The following is a 20458-nucleotide window of genomic DNA, read 5'->3' on the forward strand; positions in this document are numbered from 1 at the left end:
TCAGTGCTTCTCCGGCACGGCGATGTCCTTGGCGCCCCTGGGGTGAATCACCCACGCCAGCAGGCGGGTCTTGACCTTGCCGGGATTCGCCGACACCCGGTGCAGGCACCCGGCCGGTTCGTAGAAGGTCTCGCCCGCCTTCAGGACCTTCGCGGGCTTGTCGTCGATCGCCCACTCGTACTCGCCCTCGAGGACGTAGCCGAAACCCGGGCCGGGGTGGCGGTGGGCGACGCCCGCCTTGCCGGGCTCGATGGTCACCTCGACCACGGACGCGGTCGTGTCCTTGCCGTCGAGCTTCTCGACGATGTCGTAGGCCGCCACGGGCTTGACCGACTCGGCGTCCTCGTCGTGGCGGGCCGCGGCGATCCCGGCCACCGCCAGGAGTCCGACGCCGATTGCCAGGGCTGCACGGGCCATGGTTGGGGTCTCCTTTCGGGTTACGGCCGGGAGTTCACCCCCGGCTCTCGGCACCAAGGACGAACGAGGGGGCCGGTTTTGTGACGAGGCCCGAAAAAATCTGCGGGGAGGGTTCGCGATGAGCCCGAGCCGCCCCGGCACGGGACTCGCATCCTCCCGTATCAGTCGCTGACTGGGGGCTCAGCCACGGCCGAATTCCCGTGACCGCCATGGACGAGCCCAGCTACCTGGACTTCGACAAGACGAAGTACGCGTGGAAGCCCGATGTGGACTACCGGGAGCACCCGGAGCTCTACCTCGCTGGCAAGGGCGAGCAGGGCGTCCTGATCTGCGAGCCCTACAAGGGCGAGCTCGTGCCCCTCTGGCGGTTCAAGACGCCCGACATCGCCCGCGAGAGCAGCCAGGCGATCTACAAGAGGTTCCTGGCCTACCTCCGCGAGGGCGACTTCGTCGGCGCGGACATGGCCCGCAAGTTCCTGCAGATGGGCTTCACCCGCTCCCGGTGGTACACCAACTACAAGGGCGGCCGGAAGTACGACGCGATCGACAAGCACCAGCTTGAAAGGGACACGGGCGACCCGGCGAACGCAGAGTCGTCGCGAATCTTCTTCGACGCCTGGAAGAAGGCCGAGGCCAGGCCCGCCCATGCCAAGATGAAGGCCGAGTGGAAGGAGAAGTACGGGTAAGGTCCCGTTCCTCAGCCATTCGGCACCGAGCCAAACAGCCCGGCAAGCCCCTCGGCCATCGTCGGGTGGGTCAGGACGGCATCTCGCAGGGCCGTGTACGGCAGCCCCGCCAGCATCGCCACCTGGACGACCGCCATGACCTCACCGGCCTCGGGGCCGAAGGCCGTGAAGCCGAGGATGCGGTCGCCACCCGCCTCGACCAGCGCCTTGTAGAAGCCCCGCGTCTCGGAGAGCGTCCGGGCACGGAGCACGCCCTGCAGCGGGAGCTTGGACAGTCGGTAAGAGACGCCCCGCTCCCTGGCCTCCCGCTCGCTCAGGCCCACGCGGGCCAGTTCCGGGTCGGTGAACAGGCAGTAGGGCACCTGCCGACCGGTCGTCACGCGGTCACCGCCGGTGAGGTTGGCCAGCAGCACGCGGAAGTCGTCCTCGCCGATATGCGTGAAGTAGGGGCTCCCGGCGCAGTCGCCCGCCGCCCACACGCCCTCGGCCGTCGTCTTCAGCCGCTCGTCGACCTTGACGTGCCCCCGCCCGTCCACCTCCACCCCGACCGGTTCCAGCCCGATGCCGTCGGTGTTCGGCGTACGCCCGCCGGCGACGAGCAGGTCCGTCCCCTCGATCGGGCCACCCGCCGTGCGCAGGCGGACGGACTCGCCTGACCGCCCCTCGACGCGATCGACCGCCGTGCCGGTCCGGATCTCGATCCCCTCGTCGCGCAGGAGCTGCTCCACCGCCTCGGTGACGTCCGGGTCTTCGCGGTGGATCAGGGCGGCGTTGCGTTCCACGACCGTCACGCGGCTGCCGAAGCGGCGGAAGGCCTGCGCCAGCTCAAGGCCGACGTAGCCGCCGCCCAGGACGATGAGGTGCTCCGGCAGCCGGTCCAGTTCCAGGGCCTCGACATGCGTGAGGGGGCCGGAATCCGCGAGGCCGGGCGTGTCGTCGAGCCGGGCACGCGACCCGGTGTTGATGACGACGTTCCGGCCGCGGAGCGTCCGCGTGCCGCCGGCGTTGAGCGCGACCTCGATGGTCCTGGGTGCCACGAACCGTCCGCTCCCCATGACGAGTTCCGCCCCGCTCTCCCGGTACTTCGCCAGGTGCATCTCCACCAGGCCGTCGACCATCCGCCGCTTGCGGTCGCGGACGGCGGCCATGTCGACCTTCCAGCCGTCGTGCGAAATCCCGAACTCGGCGCTCGTCCGGACGTAGTGGGCGACCCTGGCGCCGTGGATGACGTTCTTGCTCGGCAGGCAGGCGACGTTCGGGCAGGAGCCGCCCACGTAGCGCCGCTCGACGACCGCCACCCGCGGCCCACGCGACGCCAGGGCCCAGGCGACGAGCTTGCCGGGCGCCCCGCTGCCCAGGACGACGAGGTCATAGTCTTCGGCATTCGGCATGGCTTGCTCCCTGGAATCCGGCCTGTCAGTCGTGGACGACCACCATCTTGCCGCCCGCCTCGTTCGCTTCCATCACCCGATGCGCCTCGCGGATCTCCTCGAAGCGGAAGACGCGCGACGGCTTCGCCTCCAGCCGCCCCGCCGCCACGTCCTCGGCGATCTGCTGGAGCGGGACGTCGGAGAGCGAGAAGCCGGGTGTGCCGAAGACGAAGCTACCGAAGAAGGTCAGGTAGACGCCGCTGGCCATCTGCAGGAGTGGGTTGAAGTTGGCGATCGGCGCGAGGCCACCCAACCACCCCGCGAGGCAGGCGCAGCCCCCGCGGCGGAGCATCCTGAGCGAGTCGAGGATCGTGCTGTTGCCGACCAGGTCGAGCACCGCGTCGAGCTGCTTCGCCTCGTCAATGCGGGCGGAGAGGTCCGGCACCTCCAGCTCGGCCCTCTCGATACCGAGTTTCTCCAGCACGGGGAATCGCTCCCGGGTGCGGCTGGTGGCGATGACCTTCGCCCCGGCGTTCACGGCCAGCTTCACGGCCGCCTGGCCGAAGGAGGATGTCGCCCCCCGGATCACCAGCGTCTGCCCACGCTGGATCTCGAGGTTGCGAAACAGGCAGGTCCAGGCCGTGGCGTAGGTCTCCGGCAGCGCCGCCAGGTCGGCCCACGGGAGGTCGGCCTCGATGGCCGCCACATTCGTCACCGGGGCGCGGGTGAACTCGGCGTAGCTGCCGTTGATCGTCCGCCCCAGGCCGCCCATGAGCGCGGCCACCTTGGCACCGGCCGGGAATTCGCCGCCGGGGCAGGACTTGACGACGCCGACGCACTCGATGCCGCTGACGTCGGCGATCTCGGCCCACTCCCCCTTGCGCATGTGCAGCTCGGCGTGGTTGAGGCCGAATGCCTTGACTTCGATCACCGCGTGGCCGTCCCTGGGCTCCGGCTCCGGCATCTCGCGGATGACGAGCACATTCGGGCCGCCGAACGCCGTCCTGAGAATCGCACGCATGGGGCGCCCCTCCCGCAGTGGTGAGCTGGCATTCTCAGCGAGGCCGCCGAACATTGACAGCGGCCCATCTGGCTTCGCCGCGAATCCATCACGCTTTCAACCGGCTCTGGAGGGCTGCTCCTGCTCACTCGGGCGATCAGACGGCTTTCCTCGGCGAGAGAGAAGCCGGTCGACGGACATCACGCCTGCGCCGCCCAGGATCAGCGAGACGAGGCCCGCGATATACAGGAGCTTGACCTCGTAACCCGGCGGGCCGAACCTCGGGCCGTCCGCGGTCAGGCCGATCGTGTGGATGGAGCTGAAGCCGTACTTCAGGTGCACGGTGAACATCGCCACGAGCATCATGACGATCAGCGGAACACACACGACCTCGACGAACGCCCCGACGAAGATCGCCAGGCCGCCGACCAGTTCCACGAACGTGGAGACCCACGCCGTCGTCTCCGGCAGCGGCGCGCCGATCCGATCGAGCAGCTTCGCGAAGCCAGCCGGGCCCCGGCTGAGCTTGGCCCACCCGTGGGCCATGAAACCGAAGCCAATGATCAGGCGAAGCGGCAGGGGCGCCCAGCGGCTCCAGAAGGCATTGTTTCGCAGCTTGAGCATCTCGGCCTCCCTGGGCGGATCGCGTCGACCTCGGGCTCTTCTCACTCCCTTGCCAGCGGGGCGAACCTCCGGTTCATTTGGGCAGGAATTCCCGGATCGCCTCGGCGATCGGCCCGGCGTGCGTCTCGAGCGCGATATGCCCGGTGTCGAAGAAGCGGACGTCCGCCTCCGGGATGTCGCGGCGATACGCTTCGGCCCCAGCGGGGAGGAAGAACGGGTCGTTCCGGCCCCAGACCGTCAGCAACGGCGGCTGGTGGGTCCGGAAGTAGTCCTGGAAGGCCGGGTACAGTGCCACGTTGCTCGCGTAGTCGCGGAACAGGTCGAGCTGGATCTCGTCGGCCCCGGGCCGCGCCAGGTAGAAGTCGTCGAGCGAATAGCCGTCAGGCGAGACGGCGGTCGCGTCGGGCACGCCGCGGGTGTATTGCCAGAGCGTCGCCTCGGGAGCCAGCAGGGACCGGAGCGCCTCCCGGTTGGCGGGCGACGGCTCTTGCCAGTACGCGCGGATGGGGCCCCAGCCGTCGCTCAGGCCCTCCTCGTAGGCGTTGCCGTTCTGGGAGATGATCGCCGTGATCCGCTCGGGGTGCCGCATCGCCACGCGGTAGCCCGTCGGGGCCCCGTAGTCGAATACATAGACGGCGAACCGGTCGAGGCCGACGATCTCGGTGAACCGGCCCACGACCCGGGCGAGATTGTCGAAGGTGTACTCGAACTTGTCCCGAGGCGGCATCGCCGTGCGGCCGAAGCCTGGGAGGTCGGGTGCGAGGATGTGAAAGCGATCGGCCAGGAGGGGGATGAGGTCGCGGAACATGTGGCTCGAGCTGGGGAAGCCGTGGAGCAGCAGCAGGTTGGGGGCTCTCGGTTCCCCGGCCTCGCGGTAGAAGACGTCCAGCCCGTCGACGCCAATCGTGCGGTAACGCATCGGTTCCCCTTGCCGTGTGGTACCTTGGACGAGAGGCTACGCTAACTACATCACCTTCACCTGAGAGGTTACGGCGGCCTCGATAACCGGTCAAGTGGGGCCAGCCTGGTTACGGGGTGGACGGGAGGCACCAGATGAGCACGCAGAAGCCGCCGGCGTTCTTCATCTCCGGCTCCCTAGGGCTCGACTTCCTGAATACCTTGGCGACCCCGGTGGATACCCCGGTCGATTGGATCGACTCCGGCGAGGGGCTGCTCGCCTGGCTGGAAGAAGCGGGGCTCGTGATAGCGGAGGAGCTCATGGCGGTGCGGAACCGGGCAATCCCGGGCGAGTTCGACGCGATAGCCGCCCAGGCCCGGAGCCTGCGCGAGTGGTTCCGAAGCTTCGTCCGGGAACGGAGCGGCAGGAAGCTCGTCGCCGACGACCTGCGCGACTTGGAGCCGCTGAACCGCCTGCTTGGCCGGGACGAACGATTCGCCCAGATCGTGACAGGGCCTTCCGGAGGGGAGCCCGTCCTGGAACTGAAGGCGCTGCGACGCTGGCGCACCCCGGAATCCCTGCTCCTGCCGCTGGCCGAGGAGGTCGGCAGGTTCGTGTGCGGCGAGGACTTCGAGTACGCGAAAGCGTGCCAGGGCTCGACCTGCACGCTCCTGTTCGTCGATCGCACGCGCGGCCGTGCGCGGCGATGGTGCAGCATGGCGATCTGCGGAAATCGGGCGAAGCAGGCGGCCCACCGCCATCGCCGGAAGGCTGACCGGTGATCTGGTCGAGAGTGGTGGAGCCACAATCTCCCTCCCGACCGGGAGGTAGCCGTACTTGAGTGCGTCGGTGTGGTCGACCGAGGTTGCTCCGGCATCCCGGCCCGAGGCATCTCCTTCGCCGCGAAAGGGCCGGTCTTCGGGACCGGCCCCGGCCGCCGTCCCGGGACGTCCCGGGACGCATCCGGCGCGGCCGCAGGGACCCGTCCCGGGCCTCCCATACGCCTCCCCATAGGCCTACCCGCTCCTGCCAGGCTGGGGTGGGCTGCCGCCGCCGGGGCCGCGGCACATGCCTCCCTCCGCCTCCGCGACGGCCACGAGGCCCTGTGCACCGCCGCCCGATGCCACGACGGCCGCCCCGATGCGCATACGCCGCCGCATAGGCCTGCACCGCACGGTGACCGGCCCGCGGCCCCGCAATCCGACCCGCCCGGAGAACTCCGGGCCGAGCTCCCTGGCGGACGACGACCCGGAAGGTTCCCACGCCCATCCCCCGGGGCCGACGGGCGGCCGCCGGGCCGGTGATCGACTGGGCGACATCAGATATGGCCGGTACACGTCCAAGCCGACCCCGCGGGGCCCGAGGGTCCCCTCCGGGCCGCGATATCCCGACCGCCCGCCGGGGCCCCTCGGACTCCCGGCATCCGAGCCCCTGGCCATCGGACACGATCGACGGTCCGAACCATCCGAGTGACGCATGCTCAGCACCAGTGCACCGGGCTGCTCGTCTCGACCGCGGCCCGGAAGATCCGCTCGAGGGCGTCCACCGTCTCGGCGAAGCCCGCCGGCCGGATCGGCCGCCGCTCGACGTGCAGCAGCTCCGGGTACTCCCAGTCGGGGAAGGCCGGCAGTGCCTCCTCCTCCGTCTGCCCGGCCGGCGCCATCGGCTTGGGGATCGGGCACGCCGCGACGTGCGTCGCCCCCGTGTCGAGGTCGGTGAACTCGGCCTGCTCGCGCCGCAGCCGGCCGTCGCCCGGGTCCGGCTGCAGCAGGATCTGTCGGAAGCGCCGGGCCCGGAAGACCTCGATCGCGAAGTCCGCGTCCTCGATAATTAACTCGTCGTCGGCCAGGGAGACGCGGTAGGTCGGGCCGCTGAGGACGACACCGTCCCCGGCCTCGGTCCGGCGGGCGACCTCCCCGCCGGTCCGCGTGTCGATCAGGAAGGTGTCCCGGCCGACTTCAGGGAGCCGTCGGAATCGATCCAGCTCCCGCAACGCCACCTTTGCGGCCTTGGCCGTGGTCCGGCCGGAGTTCTCCCCGGGCAGCTCGCGGGCGAGGACGGGGAAGCGCGACGGCCCGGCCCGGTCGATCGCCTCTCGGAAGGCATCCACCTGGTCCCAGCTGCCGATCCGCTCGAGGGCATACATCAGGAGCGGGTGGGGGCAGCAGGATTGCAGCCAATCGAAGTACCGCGACATGGCCATCCCGCCGCTGTCGTCAGCCGGCTCGAAGTCCGGGAGCCCGTCCCGGTCGCGTGCGACCGGGAACGGCGGGGGCGAAGTCATCCCCATCGCGAAGCAGGAGCAATGCACGACCGCGTCCAGTCCCATGAGTCTCCTCCTCCGGGCGATCCGCCCGGCATGTCGACAGGTCACACCACCTCGGATGCCGGGGAACCCGGGCTCCGTCCTACCTGGGCCCACCTCCCGCTCCTGGCCCGATGGCCCGCGGAGCATGGTCCTCCGACGTCCCGCGCCGCCCCCAGGGTGGGGGACGGACAGGAGCCGCTTGTCGGGCGTCCCGGCCGGGCGTACACCCGACCTCCCCTGCGACCGCTTGCCCTCAGCCGGTGCCGGCGGACCGGGATCAACGCCGGTCGGCGGGCTCCGGAGCTTCGTCGGGGGGGCAGTCCGACGACCCTGGCGTCGGTCACGGCCGGTCGTCCTGCGTCTCGTAGAGCCCGACCGCCGGTAGGGCCTCGACCGCCTCGGCCAGCTCGGCGAACTCCCGGTGCGTGTACCGCTCCAGCAAGGCCCGGCTCGACCCCCGCGCCAGCCTCCGCGCCAGCCCCTCCGACAGCCCCGCCCGGTCCAGCGCCGACACGTAGCTGTGACGCAGCGAGTGGAAGTCCAGCACCCGGCCCCCGTTGGCCTCCCGGCCCGAGCGGCCGACGACGATCCCCGCCCGCCTCGCGTCCCGCCGCAGCAGCTCCCCGGCGTCCTTGCCCGCGACCCAGCCGACCACGGCCCAGCGTCCCTTCTCCGTCCGCTTCCAGCCCCCCGGCCAGAGGAACTCCTCCTCGGCCAGCCCCGCCAGCGCCTCGGCCAATGCCGGCCGCGGGAACGAGGCGATCGGCTGGTGGGCCTCCTTGCCGTTCCCGGTGAACGCGCCCGCGACGCGGACGCCGGCCCAGCCGCTCCTGGAGATCTTGTTCGGTCCGGTCGGAGACCGTCCTTCGCCCGTCCGGGCCTGCCGTGCAGCCCGGGTCGGGGCTCCCGAGCAACCGGCGGGGCTGCTCCCGTGGCTTCAGACCCGTGCCCGGGCCCGTTGTGCCGGCCCGGCGGGGCCGTCTGTTGCCCCTCCCCCGGGGGGGCTGCAAAGCGCCCTTGGGAAGAAGGAGTTCTTTACAAGGGCCGTTTGCAGCCCCGGCGGTCGAGGGCTTCTGCGGCCGAGCCCGATGGGACGGGCCGGGATCGATTTCCGATGGCACGCGACCCAACGAGACCCGCCCCAGCGTCAGCCGCCTCGGAGCGGCCGGGCCGTGCTATCATCGCCCTATGATCGCCATCCCGACCTATCACCTGAAGGGCATCGAGGCCGAGCCGGCCGACGTCCTGGTCGAGACCGGGGCGGGGGAAGTCACCGCCCGGGTCATTGATCGCTCGACGGGCCTCGTCCTGGCAGGTCATACGACACGCATAAGAGGTTCGCAATGTAGCCTCGCCCCGGCCGAGCTCGAACGCGACAAAAAAATCAAGGAAAGCTCTCGTCCCTTCCATTCCAAAGCCCCGACTCCATTCAGACACAACGGTTGAACTCCCCGGTCGGCCCCTCGACCAGGGCGCCCTCGTTCTCGGCCCCCAAGGCCGCCTCCCCACCCACCTCACCGTCGAAGGCTCGGATATCGATCCGGGCGGCCCCTCGATTGCTTCGACCGCGTCGGTCACCGTCCCGACTCATCCGTTCCGAGGGCGGCCCGTTCCGGCCCCGAGGTCGTCACCGCCCCCGGCGCGAAGCACTACGAGGTGGCCATCTCTGGGTGCCACTGTTAGCTTGTGCCAGTGCTCCGGCTTGTTCGGAGTCGAGCATCGGCGGGCAAGCCGCCGCCAGTGGCACCCGACTTGAGGCGAACCGCGCCTCGTCGTCGGTCGCAGCGGCGCGTGGCCCGGACCCCGTCCGCGTGGTCCGGACGGCGCCGTCGCAAGCGGTCATCGAGCGGGCCTCGCCTTCTCCCTCAGCCGGATTCACCAGAAATCCGCTTGTCACCGCGCGACCCGACCACGCAGACGGGGTCCGGGCGACCTTCGTGACAATGTGTTGGAGCGAGCGAACGATGCGCCGGCGAGACTTCATCAGAGGTGGTTTGGTCCTGGCCACAGGCGGGGCGGTGGGCCCAGGGCTCTCGGCCCGCTCGTATGCCCGGGTGGTGGGGGCCAACGAGCGCGTGAACGTCGCCGTCATCGGCGCCGGTGGCCGAGGCTGGCGCAACCTGGCCTCCATCTCCGGTCGGGAGGAGCAGGAGTTCGCCGGCGGCCGCGTCACCGGCACGCGCGTCGTCGCCCTGTGCGACGTGGACCTTCGACGCGAGGGCCCACGCCAGCCCGGCGCCGCCCGCGCCTTCGACGAGTTCGAGGACGCCGCCAAGTATCACGACTACCGCGATATGCTCGACGAGCTGGACCGCGACATCGACGCGGTCCTCGTCAGCACGCCCAACCACCACCACGCCCCGGCCAGCATCATGGCCATGCGCAGGGGCAAGCACGTCTATTGCGAGAAGCCGGGCGCCCACTCGGTCTCCGAGGCCCGCGCGATGTCCCGGGTCGCCTCCGAGCGGGCCGTCGCCACGCAGCTCGGCACGCAGGTGCACTCCTCGGAAAACTATCGCCGGGTCGTCGAGCTGATCCGCCACGGGGCGATCGGCGAAGTCTCCGCCTGCCACCTCTGGCTGCGCTCCGGCTGGCCCGCCACGGATCGGCCCGCCGGGACGCCCCCCGTCCCGCCCGATCTGCAATGGGACCTGTGGCTCGGCCCGGCCCCGGAGCGTCCCTATCATCCATCCTACATCCCGACCCGCTGGCACCAGTGGTGGGACTTCGGCGGCGGCATGCTCGGCAACATGGGCTGCCATTACGTGGACTTGGCCTTCTGGACGATGGAGCTAGAGGTCCCCTCGACCGTCGAATCCGACGGCCCCCGGCCGCCGCATCCCGAGTCGGCCCCCGGCTGGCAGCACGTGCGTTACACCTTCGATCGCGGCCCGGGACGGCCGCCGTTCACCCTGACCTGGACCCACGGGCCCGAGCCGCGCGGCGACCTCGCCGACTACCACCTGCCCGACTGGGCGTGGGGCGTATTCGTCGGCAGCGAGGGCCAGCTCCTGGTCAGCTACCCGCGTCACGAGCTCCTGCCCGAGCGGAAGTTCGCCGATTACCGCAGACCGACCCCGAGTCTCCCGCCCTCCGTCGGCCATCATCAGGAGTGGATCAACGCGTGCCGGGGGAAGGGCCGGCCGTCGTGCCATTTCGGCGACTCGATGCGTGTCACCGAGGCCGTCCTGCTGGGCAATGTCGCCTATCGCAGCGGACGGAGGCTGCGATGGGACGCCTCCCGGCTTGCCATCGACGACGCCCCCGAGACCGAATCCTTGCTCCGCCGCGATTACCGGCCGGGATGGATGTGACACGCGGGAGCTCGGCACCTCGATCCGGCGTCACCGATCGCCGATCGGGCCTCCCGAAGCGGCCGCATCCCGTACGGTCGGCCGGGGACCTCGCCCGGTGACGATCGCATCCACCGCCCCCGTCGCCAGGGGCCGCGGTTCGGCCGGTGGAAGCCGGCGGCATGGAGCGCCCACTCCGCCAGCTCGCGGGGCAGGTCGAACAGGTCCCCGAAGGCCCGCTCCTCCGACGCCTCGGCCTCCCGCCGGGCCGCCGATCCGTCCGCCGGGCCCCTCGCCTGATCGGGAGGAGTTCGGTCACCAATTCCGCGACCGCGCCGGCATCTCCCCGTACAGTCGCTCGCGCGGACCGCTGCGTCGACGGTCATGGGGCGCGGACCTCGCACTCTAGGATGAGAACGGAGGAGCCGGAGAGGCCGTGGAACCGGGCATCAATGTTGGAACAAGAATTCGGGGTGATTCATCAAGGTCCAGAGCAGGTCCTCGGCGGACTGCCGACGGTCGGAAGGCCGGGCGGCGAGTTCGGATACGGCAAGCTCGCGCTCCTGCGTCCCGGGATAGCGGGATAACGTTGCCAGGAAGAGCGTCTCCACGAGCGTGTCGTCATCTGCACCCGATTCGATCAGCGCGCCGATCCGGTTCTCCCGGGCGATGACCTTGCCGTGGAGCGTACGGCCGCCGATGAGCTGGAGTGCCTGCCCGAGGGTGGTATCGGTGCCCCGCTCACACTCGCAGGCGTCGGCCCGAGCCGGCTGGCCGAAGTCCCTCAGGAACGGGTGGACGAGCTCGCCGTCGGGTACCTGGGCCGCCCGGGAACCCGGGGGCAGGTAGAAGAGTCCCTCGGGCACGCCCGTGGCAAGGCACGCCGAGTCGAGCATCTGCTCGGCCATCATCAGGCGCACCATCGCATGCGAGAAATAGCGATTGTCCTCCTCGTTGAACGCGTTCGGCCGCGACGAGAGCTGATAGACGCGGCTGTTGAGGATCAGCCGGATCGCCCGCTTGGCGTCGAATCCGTGCGCGACGAGGTCGTCCGCCAGGGCCTGCAGGAGCTCGGCCGACGCCGGGGGATTCGACTCGCGGAAGTCGTCCACCGGGTCGACGATGCCGCGTCCCATCAGGTGGTACCAGATGCGGTTCACCATCGCCTTGGCGAAGAAGGGGTTCGCCGGGTCGACGAGCCAGTCGGCCAGCGCCTCGCGGCGGTCCTCGTCCGCCGCCACGTCAACCGGCTCGTCGCCCAGCGGCTTGGGCTGCATCACGACCCCGGTCCGTGGCTGGCGGACCTCGGCGTCGGGGTCCAGGTAGACGGTCTCCTCCTTGTTGTACTGCGCGAAGTTCTGCGGCCCGTTCTTGTACTCGACCTGGCTGAAGAACGAAGCCATGCCGTAGTAGTCGTCCTGCGTCCAGCGCTCCGCGACGTGGTTATGGCACTTGGCGCAGCCCAGGCGCACGCCCATGAAGATCTGGCTGACCGACTCGACCGCATCCTCGGGGCTGCGGATCCGGCGGTAGAAGCTGGCGGGAGGGTTCGTGAAGTTCGGGCCCTGCGACGTGATGATCTCGCGCACGAACCGGTCGAGCGGCACATTGTAAGCGACCTGGTCGCGGATCCACCGGTGGTAGCTGATGGCCCCCTTCGTGCCCGTGAAGCGCCGATTGCAGCCCAGCAGGTCGGCCCACTTCAGGGTCCAGAAATCGACGTACTCGGGTCGCTCGAGCAGCTCATCGATGAGCCGCGCACGCTTCTCGGGGCGAGGGTCCTCGAGGAATGCGACGAGCTCCTCGGGCGTGGGGATCAGGCCGATCACGTCGAGATAGACCCGACGGCAGAACTGCGCATCGTCGCTCAGCTCCGACGGGGGGATGCTCAGCAGCTTCAGCTTCTCGAAGATGTGCTCGTCGATGAAGTTGTTCTCGGGGGGATCGGCCCAGACCAGCCCCGGCACCGGCTCCCGGAAGACGAGGCGGACCGCGGCGACCAGGTGCTCGAACGAGACCAGGACGGTCGATTCGCCCCGCGACTCCTTGACGACGCGCCCCGCGTCGTCGACGCTCGCGACGGAGGTGTCGGTCGTGCTGTAGCGGGCGAGCCGCGTCACGTCGCGGGTCGAGCCGTCGGCGAACTCCGCCCGGACGACCAGCTGCTGTTCGCGTGCCGGGTCGTCCAGGATGCGCCCCGGGGGCGTGACGACCAGGCTGACCAGCTCGGGCGTGTCGTCCGGGTCGGGTCGGACTCCCTCGGCCACCCAATCTCGGAGGGCGCGGTAACAGACGTCCTCGGCCTCCAACCGCTTGCCGCCCTCGTGAGGGGTCTGGCCGGTCCCCTTGAGCAGGATCAGGCTCGATTCCGGCTTGAACGGGTTGGTGCGCCGGGAACCGACCTCGCGAGCGAGGGACTGGAAGTCGACGGCCGCATCGTAGCCCCGCAGGCTGAGCCGGAATCCGTTCTTGCCCGTGGGGGTGCCGTGGCAGGCGCCCATATTGCAGCCGGCCTTGGTCAAGGCGGGCAGGACCTCATGCGCGAACTGGATGGGATGCGCCTCGTCGGCGTTGCGGACCCGGACGACCGCCCTCGCCTCGCTCGACCCGAGGCGCACGATCACCTCGGCCTGCCCGTCCCCACGCGGCTCGATCCGGCCACCCGGGCCGACGGCGACGACCGACGGATCCGAGCTCGTCCAGCCGCCCTCATGCGTCAGGTCGCGGACAGTCTCGCCGGGGTAATGGCCCGTCGCGATCAGCTGCGCCGTGGCCCGGCGTCCATCCAGGACCGTCTCGGGCGGTTCGATGCGGATCCGGTCGGGCACCGACCCCGCCGCCTGGACGATAGCCGGGGCGAGGCACAACGCCAGAAGCTGCCATGCGGTGCGGGGGGGCATGGGTGTGTTCTCCGGGGCGAGATCGAGGCGTCGCGATGAGTGTCACACGAACGCTCATTCTGAACGGATGTGCCGGCTCCCGGCCGACCTGTCGAGGTCGAGGATGCAGATCAATACTTGTTGTACCTGTGCCGGTCGGTCGCGTAAACCCCGGGCCTGCTGGAGGGCACCCGCCCGGATCTCGGCGGACCGGTGACGCGGGGAGGGCGGCATGTGATTATGCCGATCTTCTCTCGATCCCTCCCGGGTTTCGGGTTTGCGTCTCGGCGATCGGGTGCTTATAAAGAATTTAACGTCGCGGGCCGGCATCAATCCACCCTGAGCGGTCCCCTCGCCGGGCCCCATGAAAGTCAGGGCTCGCCCCGCCTTGCGAAAACTGGATTGGCCGGTGTCCGAAATTACCACGAATCAGCTCGGAGGACGGCAGCGATGAGAGCTGAACACGCCTGCGCGGACTTTCGCCATGCCAAGCTGTCGCGGCGGCAGATGCTCCAGGTCGGCGCCCTGGGGACCCTGGGCCTGAGCCTGCCGGCGGCCTTGCGGGCCGAGTCCCAATCGGGGCTGAAGGTGCGGGCCAAGTCCGTGATCTTCCTGCACCAGTTCGGCGGCGTGCCCCAGCAAGACACCTTCGACATGAAGCCGGACGCGCCCGCCGAGTTGCGTGGCGAGTTCAAGCCGATCCACTCGAGCTTGCCCGGCCTCGACGTCTGCGAGCTCCTCCCTCGGGTCTCCCGGATCATGCATCAGGTCGCGGTGGTCCGTTCCGTGAACCACCGCATCGGCGCGCACAACTCGGCGGCCTACTACTCCCTGACGGGCCACACCCCTCGGGTGGACAACGTCTCGGCCACGGCTTCGGCCTCGGACTATCCCGCATACGGTTCGATTGTCAGTAAGCTCGCCCCGAGCGAGGCACGTGTGCCCACGTTCGTCTCGATGCCCTGGATGATCGCCGACGGCGTCTTCCGTACGCCGGGCCAGTTTTCGGGCTATCTCGGCAAGGAGCACGATTCGCTGTTCATCACCAAGGACCCGAATGACCCGAAGTTCTCGGTCGAGGAACTCACGCTGCCGATCGAGGTGCCGCTGGAGCGGATATCGTCCCGCCGGGCGCTGCGCTCCGGGCTGGCCGCGTACTCCCAACTCAGCGAGTCGATCGCGGCGGTCCACGGCCTGGACGCCTACCAGCAGAAGGCCCTCTCGCTCCTGACCTCCTCCGAGACGAAGAAGGCCTTCGACATCCAGGCCGAGGACCCTCGGCTCCGCGAGCGCTACGGCCGCACGCCCTACGGCCAGAGCGTGCTCATGGCCCGGCGGCTGATCGAGGCCGGGGTGCGGTTCGTGACCGTCTTCTACTCGCCCGGCATCGTCGGCTGGGATACGCACAGCAACAACTTCGGCCTCCTGCGCGATAAGCTCCTCCCCGCCACCGAGCAGACCTTGCCGACCTTGATCGAGGACCTCGATCAGCGTGGCCTGCTCGACGATACGCTCGTCGTCTGGACGGGAGAGTTCGGCCGCACCCCGAAGATCAACAAGGACGCCGGACGCGACCACTGGCCGCAGTGCTACACCCTGCTGATGGCCGGCGGCGGCATGAAGCGAGGGTTCGTCTACGGCGCCTCGGACTCCACGGCGGCCTACCCCAGGGACAACCCCTGCACGCCCGACGACGTCGCCGCGACCATGTTCTACTGCATGGGCATCGATCCCGCCTCCGAGCTCCACAACCATCTCAACCAGCCGGTGCCCGTGTCGTACGGGACGCCCATCATGCCCCTGCTGGCCTGATCGCCATCACCGTTGTCCCTCGATCGCATCCCGCGTGAGGACCTTCAAGTTCAGGGGGCCATGCGTCACGCGCCCCTCCCGGTCCCCGAGCTCGTATGTCAGGACCGCACGGGGCCGGGCCTCGGTGCGGGCCGCGTCGGCAGCCGCCCGGAGCGTGACGGTGAACTCGGAGGCGTCGGCCGCGATTTCGACGGGCTCGGCCGTAACCCCGGGGGGCAAGTCATCGAGCCGGACCACGACGTCCCCGGCGAAGGGCTCGACGCGGGCGACCTTGCCATCGATCGCGACGGTCCCTGCCGGCGCGATCGCGATCTCCCCCTCGGGCAGTTCCAGGCTCACCGGGGGCACCACCTCGACCTCGATCAGGGCCGCGGCGACGGGCGATCCTTCGGATACCGAGGGGCGGGCGACCAGGCCGACCTGATACGGGCCGGGCGTCGCGTCCGCCGCCGCCGTGACCTCGATCTCGGCCGTCGACTCGCTCCCGTCGACCTCCAGCTCCTCGACGCTCAGGCCGTCCGGGGGCGACAGGGCGATGATCTGATAGGTCGCCTCCTCCTCGATCATCCGTACGATCTGGAGCGGGGCCTCAACCCTGCATCCTTGCGGCACCACGAGCGTCCGGGTCTCCGGGTTCAGGAGGATCGGGCCGGGCCTGGTCACGGCCGCGGTGAGGCTGACCGTGGGCCGCGTGTAGCTGGGGATCGTCCCGGACATGCCGAAGCCGCGGACATCGAGGGTCTGCTGCGCGAAGACGGTCGTCCCGGACGCCACAACGGTCTGCCCGTCGCCCCCCGTGCCGACCACCTGGATCTCCCGGACAAGGGGGTCGCCCCCGGCGACGGCCTCCAGCCCGACCACGCCGCCGGTCTGGCCGGCGGGCGCGGTCCCCGGGAGGACGGCCACGCCGGACCCCTCCGGGATGCCTCGAAGATCCAGGGCGATGGGCCCATCATATCCGGAGCGCGTGACGGTCACAGGGATCAGCGCGGTGCCGCCCCGAGGGACGGCGACCTGCCCATCCTCGAGGGTGAGCCGGAAGGAGGACGCGGCCGGCTCCACGACCAGCCGGTAGGTGAACCCGACGCCCCCGCGATCCGCCAGATCCGTGACGACAAGCTTAACCTCGTCCTGACCCTCTGGGATCGTCAGATCGAACCACGGGTCGGGCGAGGTCGGGGCCCTCCCGCGCCGGCCCCCTCCCCCGGAGCGACGCCCGGCGGACGGCCTGCCGTCGTCGCTCTCTCCCAGCAAGTTCCCGTCCTCCCCGATGACGCGCAACTGACCGTCCAGCGCGGAGCCCAACCCCCAGGCCTCGACGCGGACCTCGTACTTGCTCCCCGGCGGGGCCGTGATCGCGAACTCGTCCCGCTCGCCGGCGACCGACAGCCGGCCGAGGATCGTCACCGGGGGCGAGAGCGGGGGGAGCTGCTGCGCGGGATCCGCCGGCTCAAGGATGGCGACCGGCGAGCCCAGCGGGACCGGGGTGGGCAGCTCCACATCCAGCTCGGAATCCACCCAGGCGGGATCGCCCAGCGACCGGGCGGGGATCGTGGGGTAGATCATCGAGCACAGCGGGTCGGAGGGCGTCCGCAGGGCGAAGAGGCAGTCGATCGACAGCGTCCCCCCACGCAATTCGAGCGCGGTGTTCTGCCCACGCGGCAGGGCGAGCGGGTGCACCTCGCCCGCGAACGGGACCGCGCCGATCAGCAGGCGATAGCCCGTCCGCCCCTTGCCCGCGAAGCGCGAGTCGCAGAACTCCAGGATGTACGCCCCGTCCTCGGGCAGGACTGCCGTGAAGTAGCCATCGGTGACGAGGCCCGGGCTATCGTCCGCGGAGGCCACGAGCCGCCCGCCGGCGGTCGTCAGCCGGATCATCGGATCCACTTCCGATCCGACCCGCGCGCACACCGCATCGACGACGATCCGCTCGCCCTTCCGGCCCGAGAACCGGAAGAAGTCCAGGTCGTTGCCCGAACACTCCCCTTCGACCACCACCGGGTTCGGGATCGGTTGCGCGCCGTCGGGCGTGTTGTTCGGCTCGACCTCGGTGACCTGCAGCAGCTGGCCGACCGCAAACAGGATCGGGTTGGAGACACCCGAGTCCGTCACGACACGGACGGGGTACACCCCGACCGCAGTCCGCTCATCAACGGTCAGCCGGATCTTCCAGTGGGTCGCCCCGTGATCACTCCCGGCCGACTCCTCGAGCTCGAACCCGAAGGGCGCGACCAACCTCGGGCCATCGACGAGCCCCGATCCCTCGAACGTGACCTCCATCGTCTCGCCGCGCCGGACCCCGAGGGGAGCGATACCGGTCAGGCGGGGAGGATCGGCCCAGGCGAGTGCGGGAACGACCAACAGCCCTGCCAAGAGACCGGCACGTGGGAGGTAGATCATGGTCGATCTCCGGGCTGCGTGCCGGGGCTGGACTTCTCATGCAGATCCGGACGGCCGGCCTGCCGAGGTAGACAACGGCCACTTGCACGCACGGGTTCCTTCCGGCCTCGTTCACACTCATTCAAACTCCCATAGGCCTCACACTCGGTCAAGGCATTCGAGCACGCCGGGCGAGGACGCATCGAAAATCTTCGATTAATAGGATGTGAGCTGGCAGGACCCAGTCGTCGGTTCGGCTGACGACCCGGGCGGTGACCTCCCCAACCCCGGCCTCGACCAGGAACTCGGTCGGGGAGGGCGACCGGCTGCGCGACGCCCGGCGTCGCCGGGGCCGCCCGGCCACCGACTCCGTCGAGGCGTAGACAGCGGATCGACCGTTGCCCGCTCGGCGGGCAGCATGTGAATCAGGCGCCACATGTTTCACCCGCCCGGCGGGGGCGAGCCGGGGCTTGGTTCCTCCGGCGTGGGATCGAATCAGGGGCCGGTTCGTCGGGCGACATGGCGGGTCTCCCTGTCGACGCAACCGGGCGGGTCGCGGCCAAGGGGGGGCGGAGGCGTCCCGGGCTGGGAGGGGCATCGGGGGTGCCGCGTCACGGTTCCCGCGGCCGGCGGGGCTGCGCCCGCGGCCCCGGACCCATGCCCGGGCTCGTCGCGCCGGCCCGGACGGGGCGGGCGGATGCCCCCCCGGGCCCAGGGGCTGCAAGGCGCCCTTGGGAAGAAGAAGTTCTTTATAAGGGCCGTTTGCAGCCCGCCCGTCCCGGAACCGGAGGCCAGTCGCCGGGCCGTGCTCCCGGGAGGGGGCGCCGGGAGGTCGTCGGGGAGGGTTGGGACACGCCCCCAGCAGAACAGATGGGCACGGAGGCGCTCTTCCCGAGCTCCGACCGGCTCGTCGCTGGCCTGGTAGGCCGAGCGGGATGGTCGGGGCGGGGGTCGGAGGGGCCGGCCCCATCCCATGAGATATGGCCGTTGCCCGGGCGGGCAACGGCCCGGAGGGGACCCGATTCGCTCCCCCGCACGACATGGTTCCGTGACGACCGGGGGGCTCGGATGTGGCGTGTCCGCTTCTGTGTCCCGGCGGGAACTCGCAGCCCGGCGACGGCCGTGGCCCCGCGCTGGGCCCCGGAGCGAGGTTCGGGCGACTCAACGATCGGGCTTGCTCCGGCTCGCTCGCGACGCCCCAGCCGCACTGCGGCAGGGCCCTGCGTCTCGGGCAGCCCGACGCCACTCCCCGGGCGAGCAGCGCGGGATCGAGGCCTGAAGGGCCGTCCCATCCCGGCCATGGCCCGGATCGCGGCTCACCGAAGGCCGTAGATGGACTCGTGCTCCTCCGCCCGCAAGGCCCGGCCGCGGTTCGCGACGGCCCGGCCCCGGCCGATTTCTCCGCCCGCGTCGTCGGCATCTCCGACGGCGACACGCTCACCGTGCTTGTCGAGGGGAACCGGCAGGTGAAGGTACGACTGCACGGCATCGACACGCCGGAGACTGGCCGGGACTTCGGCACGCGGGCGCGGCAGGCGAGCTCGGAGCTGGCGTTCGGCAAGACGGTCACGATCCGCGATCGGGATACCGATCGCTACGGGCGCACCGTCGCCGAGGTGATCCTGTCCGACGGAACCAGCCTGAACCGGACGCTGGTTGCTCAGGGCTACACCTGGTGGTACAGGACCTATACCCCGACGGATACCGAGCTGGAGCGGCTCGAAGCGGGGGCGAAAGCCGCGAAACGCGGCCTCTGGGCCAGGCCGGACCCGGTCGCGCCGTGGGATTGGCGAAGAGGTGAGAGGGGCCCGGCGGTCGGCGGGTCCCAGCCCGCCATCCCGGCCTTGTCAGGCGGGGTCATCAGCAACCGCAACAGCCGCGTCTACCATGCTTCTCATTGCCGGAGCATCGGCAAGATGAAGGAGGGCAACAAGGTGCCGTTTAGCACGGCGGCGGAGGCGCAGGCCGCCGGGTACCGCAAGGCGGGCGATTGCGATTAGGACGAAATACCCGGAGGCCCCATGCGTGCCCCGACCTACCCGAAGTGCTCGCAAGCAATGAAGGAGGGCTTCATTCTCGACCACACGCGCAACGGCCGCTTGCCATCGGAATGGGTCGAGGGGCCGCCACAGCACTCGTTCTGGACCGGCCTGAGGCTCCGGGGCAAGGAGCGGCACAAGGTCGCCACCTTCCGCTGCCCCAAGTGCGGCTACCTCGAGTCCTACGCCATGGAGGCGTAACCGTTCAGAATTCCGGCTTGTCCTAGGCCTTCGGCTCCTCAAGGCCGAGCAGCCTGGTCCGCAGCGAGGCCTGCTCCCCTTCGGTGAGCGCCCCGGCATCGACGAGCTTCCGGACCATCTCCAGGTCGGTCCGCAGGTCTTCGGGGTTGAGCTGCCTGGAGAGCACCTGCTCCTTCTTCGCCTGCCATTCCGCCTCGGAAATGACGCCCTCGCCCTGGAGCTGCTTCAGCGTGGCGAGCTCGCGGTAATGCACCGTCATCGAGTCGGAGCGCGCCATGCCGCTCATCATGCTGGCCACGCCCATATCCGACGCCATCTCCGTCGTGATCCACTCCGCCGGTTGCGTGGACGGCGGCAGCGGGGCGGCGATAACCGTCGACCTCATCGAGGGCTCCACGCGGCCGAAGCGGGGAAAGCCGATCAGCAGCGCCAGCACGGCCGCCTGGACGACCAGCAGCAGGGCCAGCACGAGTCCGTGACGCCGCTCCAGCCGGGTCATGCGCGCGTCGAGTTCGAGCTTGTCCATCGGTGCCTCGCGGTGGGGAAAGTCCG

The 20458-nt window shown here is 70.0% G+C and carries 17 protein-coding genes; 7 read left to right on the plus strand and 10 right to left on the minus strand.

Annotated features, from left to right (window positions below):
* Positions 1-417, minus strand: coding sequence for a cupin domain-containing protein (locus tag ElP_RS20725; RefSeq protein WP_145272507.1), 417 nt, complete (start codon positions 415-417; stop codon positions 1-3).
* 209 nt (positions 418-626) lie between these two features.
* On the opposite strand from ElP_RS20725, the gene ElP_RS20730 reads away from it, so the two are divergent.
* The gene (locus ElP_RS20730; RefSeq protein WP_145272509.1) at positions 627-1103 is read left to right on the plus strand and encodes a DUF4385 domain-containing protein; all 477 of its coding nucleotides are present in this window, start codon (positions 627-629) and stop codon (positions 1101-1103) included.
* A gap of 11 nt (positions 1104-1114) precedes the next feature.
* On the opposite strand, the gene ElP_RS20735 is transcribed toward ElP_RS20730, so the two are convergent.
* The 4 genes from ElP_RS20735 to ElP_RS20750 all read right to left on the minus strand — a co-directional run bounded on the left by ElP_RS20735 (position 1115) and on the right by ElP_RS20750 (position 5016).
* The gene (locus ElP_RS20735; protein ID WP_145272511.1) at positions 1115-2494 is read right to left on the minus strand and encodes a dihydrolipoyl dehydrogenase family protein; all 1380 of its coding nucleotides are present in this window, start codon (positions 2492-2494) and stop codon (positions 1115-1117) included.
* 25 nt (positions 2495-2519) lie between these two features.
* A complete protein-coding gene (locus ElP_RS20740) occupies positions 2520-3494 on the minus strand; it encodes a zinc-binding dehydrogenase (RefSeq protein WP_145272513.1) in 975 nt (324 codons plus the stop codon).
* A 96-nt stretch (positions 3495-3590) separates the two neighbouring features.
* On the minus strand, positions 3591-4097 hold the full coding sequence (locus ElP_RS20745; RefSeq protein ID WP_145272514.1) for a DoxX family protein: 507 nt from the start codon (positions 4095-4097) through the stop codon (positions 3591-3593).
* A gap of 73 nt (positions 4098-4170) precedes the next feature.
* Entirely contained in the window at positions 4171-5016 is an 846-nt protein-coding gene (locus ElP_RS20750; protein ID WP_145272516.1) for an alpha/beta fold hydrolase, read from the minus strand.
* Between the two features lie 134 nt (positions 5017-5150).
* On the opposite strand from ElP_RS20750, the gene ElP_RS20755 reads away from it, so the two are divergent.
* On the plus strand, positions 5151-5777 hold the full coding sequence (locus ElP_RS20755; protein ID WP_145272518.1) for a CGNR zinc finger domain-containing protein: 627 nt from the start codon (positions 5151-5153) through the stop codon (positions 5775-5777).
* 698 nt (positions 5778-6475) lie between these two features.
* Here the strand turns inward: ElP_RS20755 and ElP_RS20760 are convergent.
* Together ElP_RS20760 and ElP_RS20765 are read right to left on the minus strand one after the other, a co-directional pair.
* Positions 6476-7324: a hypothetical protein gene (locus ElP_RS20760; RefSeq protein WP_145272521.1), complete on the minus strand. Its 849-nt coding sequence runs from the start codon at positions 7322-7324 to the stop codon at positions 6476-6478.
* Positions 7325-7643: 319 nt separating this feature from the next.
* Complete coding sequence (locus ElP_RS20765; protein WP_145272522.1) at positions 7644-8042, minus strand: site-specific integrase; 399 nt, start codon at positions 8040-8042, stop codon at positions 7644-7646.
* Between the two features lie 449 nt (positions 8043-8491).
* Here ElP_RS20765 and ElP_RS20770 point away from each other — a divergent pair, with 449 nt between their 5' ends.
* Positions 8492-8749: a hypothetical protein gene (locus ElP_RS20770; protein ID WP_145272524.1), complete on the plus strand. Its 258-nt coding sequence runs from the start codon at positions 8492-8494 to the stop codon at positions 8747-8749.
* Positions 8750-9267: 518 nt separating this feature from the next.
* Positions 9268-10617 carry a Gfo/Idh/MocA family protein gene (locus ElP_RS20775; RefSeq protein WP_197446238.1) on the plus strand — a complete coding sequence of 450 codons (1350 nt, stop codon included), beginning with the start codon at positions 9268-9270 and terminating at the stop codon, positions 10615-10617.
* Positions 10618-11045: 428 nt separating this feature from the next.
* Here ElP_RS20775 and ElP_RS20780 read toward each other — a convergent pair whose 3' ends face one another.
* Positions 11046-13496, minus strand: coding sequence for a DUF1549 domain-containing protein (locus tag ElP_RS20780; protein ID WP_145272528.1), 2451 nt, complete (start codon positions 13494-13496; stop codon positions 11046-11048).
* Positions 13497-13925: 429 nt separating this feature from the next.
* Here ElP_RS20780 and ElP_RS20785 point away from each other — a divergent pair, with 429 nt between their 5' ends.
* Positions 13926-15287, plus strand: a complete 1362-nt coding sequence (locus ElP_RS20785) for a DUF1501 domain-containing protein (protein WP_145272530.1) — start codon at positions 13926-13928, stop codon at positions 15285-15287.
* 6 nt (positions 15288-15293) lie between these two features.
* Here ElP_RS20785 and ElP_RS20790 read toward each other — a convergent pair whose 3' ends face one another.
* On the minus strand, positions 15294-17567 hold the full coding sequence (locus ElP_RS20790) for a COG1470 family protein (RefSeq protein WP_145272532.1): 2274 nt from the start codon (positions 17565-17567) through the stop codon (positions 15294-15296).
* A gap of 1439 nt (positions 17568-19006) precedes the next feature.
* Between ElP_RS20790 and ElP_RS20795 the strand changes: the two genes are divergently transcribed.
* Both ElP_RS20795 and ElP_RS20800 read left to right on the plus strand, forming a co-directional pair.
* Positions 19007-19666 carry a thermonuclease family protein gene (locus tag ElP_RS20795; protein WP_197446239.1) on the plus strand — a complete coding sequence of 220 codons (660 nt, stop codon included), beginning with the start codon at positions 19007-19009 and terminating at the stop codon, positions 19664-19666.
* A gap of 21 nt (positions 19667-19687) precedes the next feature.
* A complete protein-coding gene (locus tag ElP_RS20800) occupies positions 19688-19906 on the plus strand; it encodes a hypothetical protein (protein ID WP_145272536.1) in 219 nt (72 codons plus the stop codon).
* A 22-nt stretch (positions 19907-19928) separates the two neighbouring features.
* Here ElP_RS20800 and ElP_RS20805 read toward each other — a convergent pair whose 3' ends face one another.
* Positions 19929-20432 carry a hypothetical protein gene (locus ElP_RS20805; RefSeq protein WP_145272538.1) on the minus strand — a complete coding sequence of 168 codons (504 nt, stop codon included), beginning with the start codon at positions 20430-20432 and terminating at the stop codon, positions 19929-19931.
* Between the last annotated feature and the right edge of the window lie 26 nt (positions 20433-20458).

This window comes from Tautonia plasticadhaerens, assembly GCF_007752535.1.
GTDB classification, from domain to species: Bacteria; Planctomycetota; Planctomycetia; order Isosphaerales; family Isosphaeraceae; genus Tautonia; species Tautonia plasticadhaerens.

Excerpts from the sequence above, each read along its gene's own strand:
- ElP_RS20725 (WP_145272507.1), bottom strand. The coding sequence starts at position 417 with ATGGCCCGTGCAGCCCTGGCAATCGGCGTCGGACTCCTGGCGGTGGCC.
- ElP_RS20730 (WP_145272509.1), top strand. The coding sequence starts at position 627 with ATGGACGAGCCCAGCTACCTGGACTTCGACAAGACGAAGTACGCGTGG.
- ElP_RS20735 (WP_145272511.1), bottom strand. The coding sequence starts at position 2,494 with ATGCCGAATGCCGAAGACTATGACCTCGTCGTCCTGGGCAGCGGGGCG.
- ElP_RS20740 (WP_145272513.1), bottom strand. The coding sequence starts at position 3,494 with ATGCGTGCGATTCTCAGGACGGCGTTCGGCGGCCCGAATGTGCTCGTC.
- ElP_RS20745 (WP_145272514.1), bottom strand. The coding sequence starts at position 4,097 with ATGCTCAAGCTGCGAAACAATGCCTTCTGGAGCCGCTGGGCGCCCCTG.
- ElP_RS20750 (WP_145272516.1), bottom strand. The coding sequence starts at position 5,016 with ATGCGTTACCGCACGATTGGCGTCGACGGGCTGGACGTCTTCTACCGC.
- ElP_RS20755 (WP_145272518.1), top strand. The coding sequence starts at position 5,151 with ATGAGCACGCAGAAGCCGCCGGCGTTCTTCATCTCCGGCTCCCTAGGG.
- ElP_RS20760 (WP_145272521.1), bottom strand. The coding sequence starts at position 7,324 with ATGGGACTGGACGCGGTCGTGCATTGCTCCTGCTTCGCGATGGGGATG.
- ElP_RS20770 (WP_145272524.1), top strand. The coding sequence starts at position 8,492 with ATGATCGCCATCCCGACCTATCACCTGAAGGGCATCGAGGCCGAGCCG.
- ElP_RS20775 (WP_197446238.1), top strand. The coding sequence starts at position 9,268 with ATGCGCCGGCGAGACTTCATCAGAGGTGGTTTGGTCCTGGCCACAGGC.
- ElP_RS20780 (WP_145272528.1), bottom strand. The coding sequence starts at position 13,496 with ATGCCCCCCCGCACCGCATGGCAGCTTCTGGCGTTGTGCCTCGCCCCG.
- ElP_RS20785 (WP_145272530.1), top strand. The coding sequence starts at position 13,926 with ATGAGAGCTGAACACGCCTGCGCGGACTTTCGCCATGCCAAGCTGTCG.
- ElP_RS20790 (WP_145272532.1), bottom strand. The coding sequence starts at position 17,567 with ATGGAGGTCACGTTCGAGGGATCGGGGCTCGTCGATGGCCCGAGGTTG.
- ElP_RS20800 (WP_145272536.1), top strand. The coding sequence starts at position 19,688 with ATGCGTGCCCCGACCTACCCGAAGTGCTCGCAAGCAATGAAGGAGGGC.
- ElP_RS20805 (WP_145272538.1), bottom strand. The coding sequence starts at position 20,432 with ATGGACAAGCTCGAACTCGACGCGCGCATGACCCGGCTGGAGCGGCGT.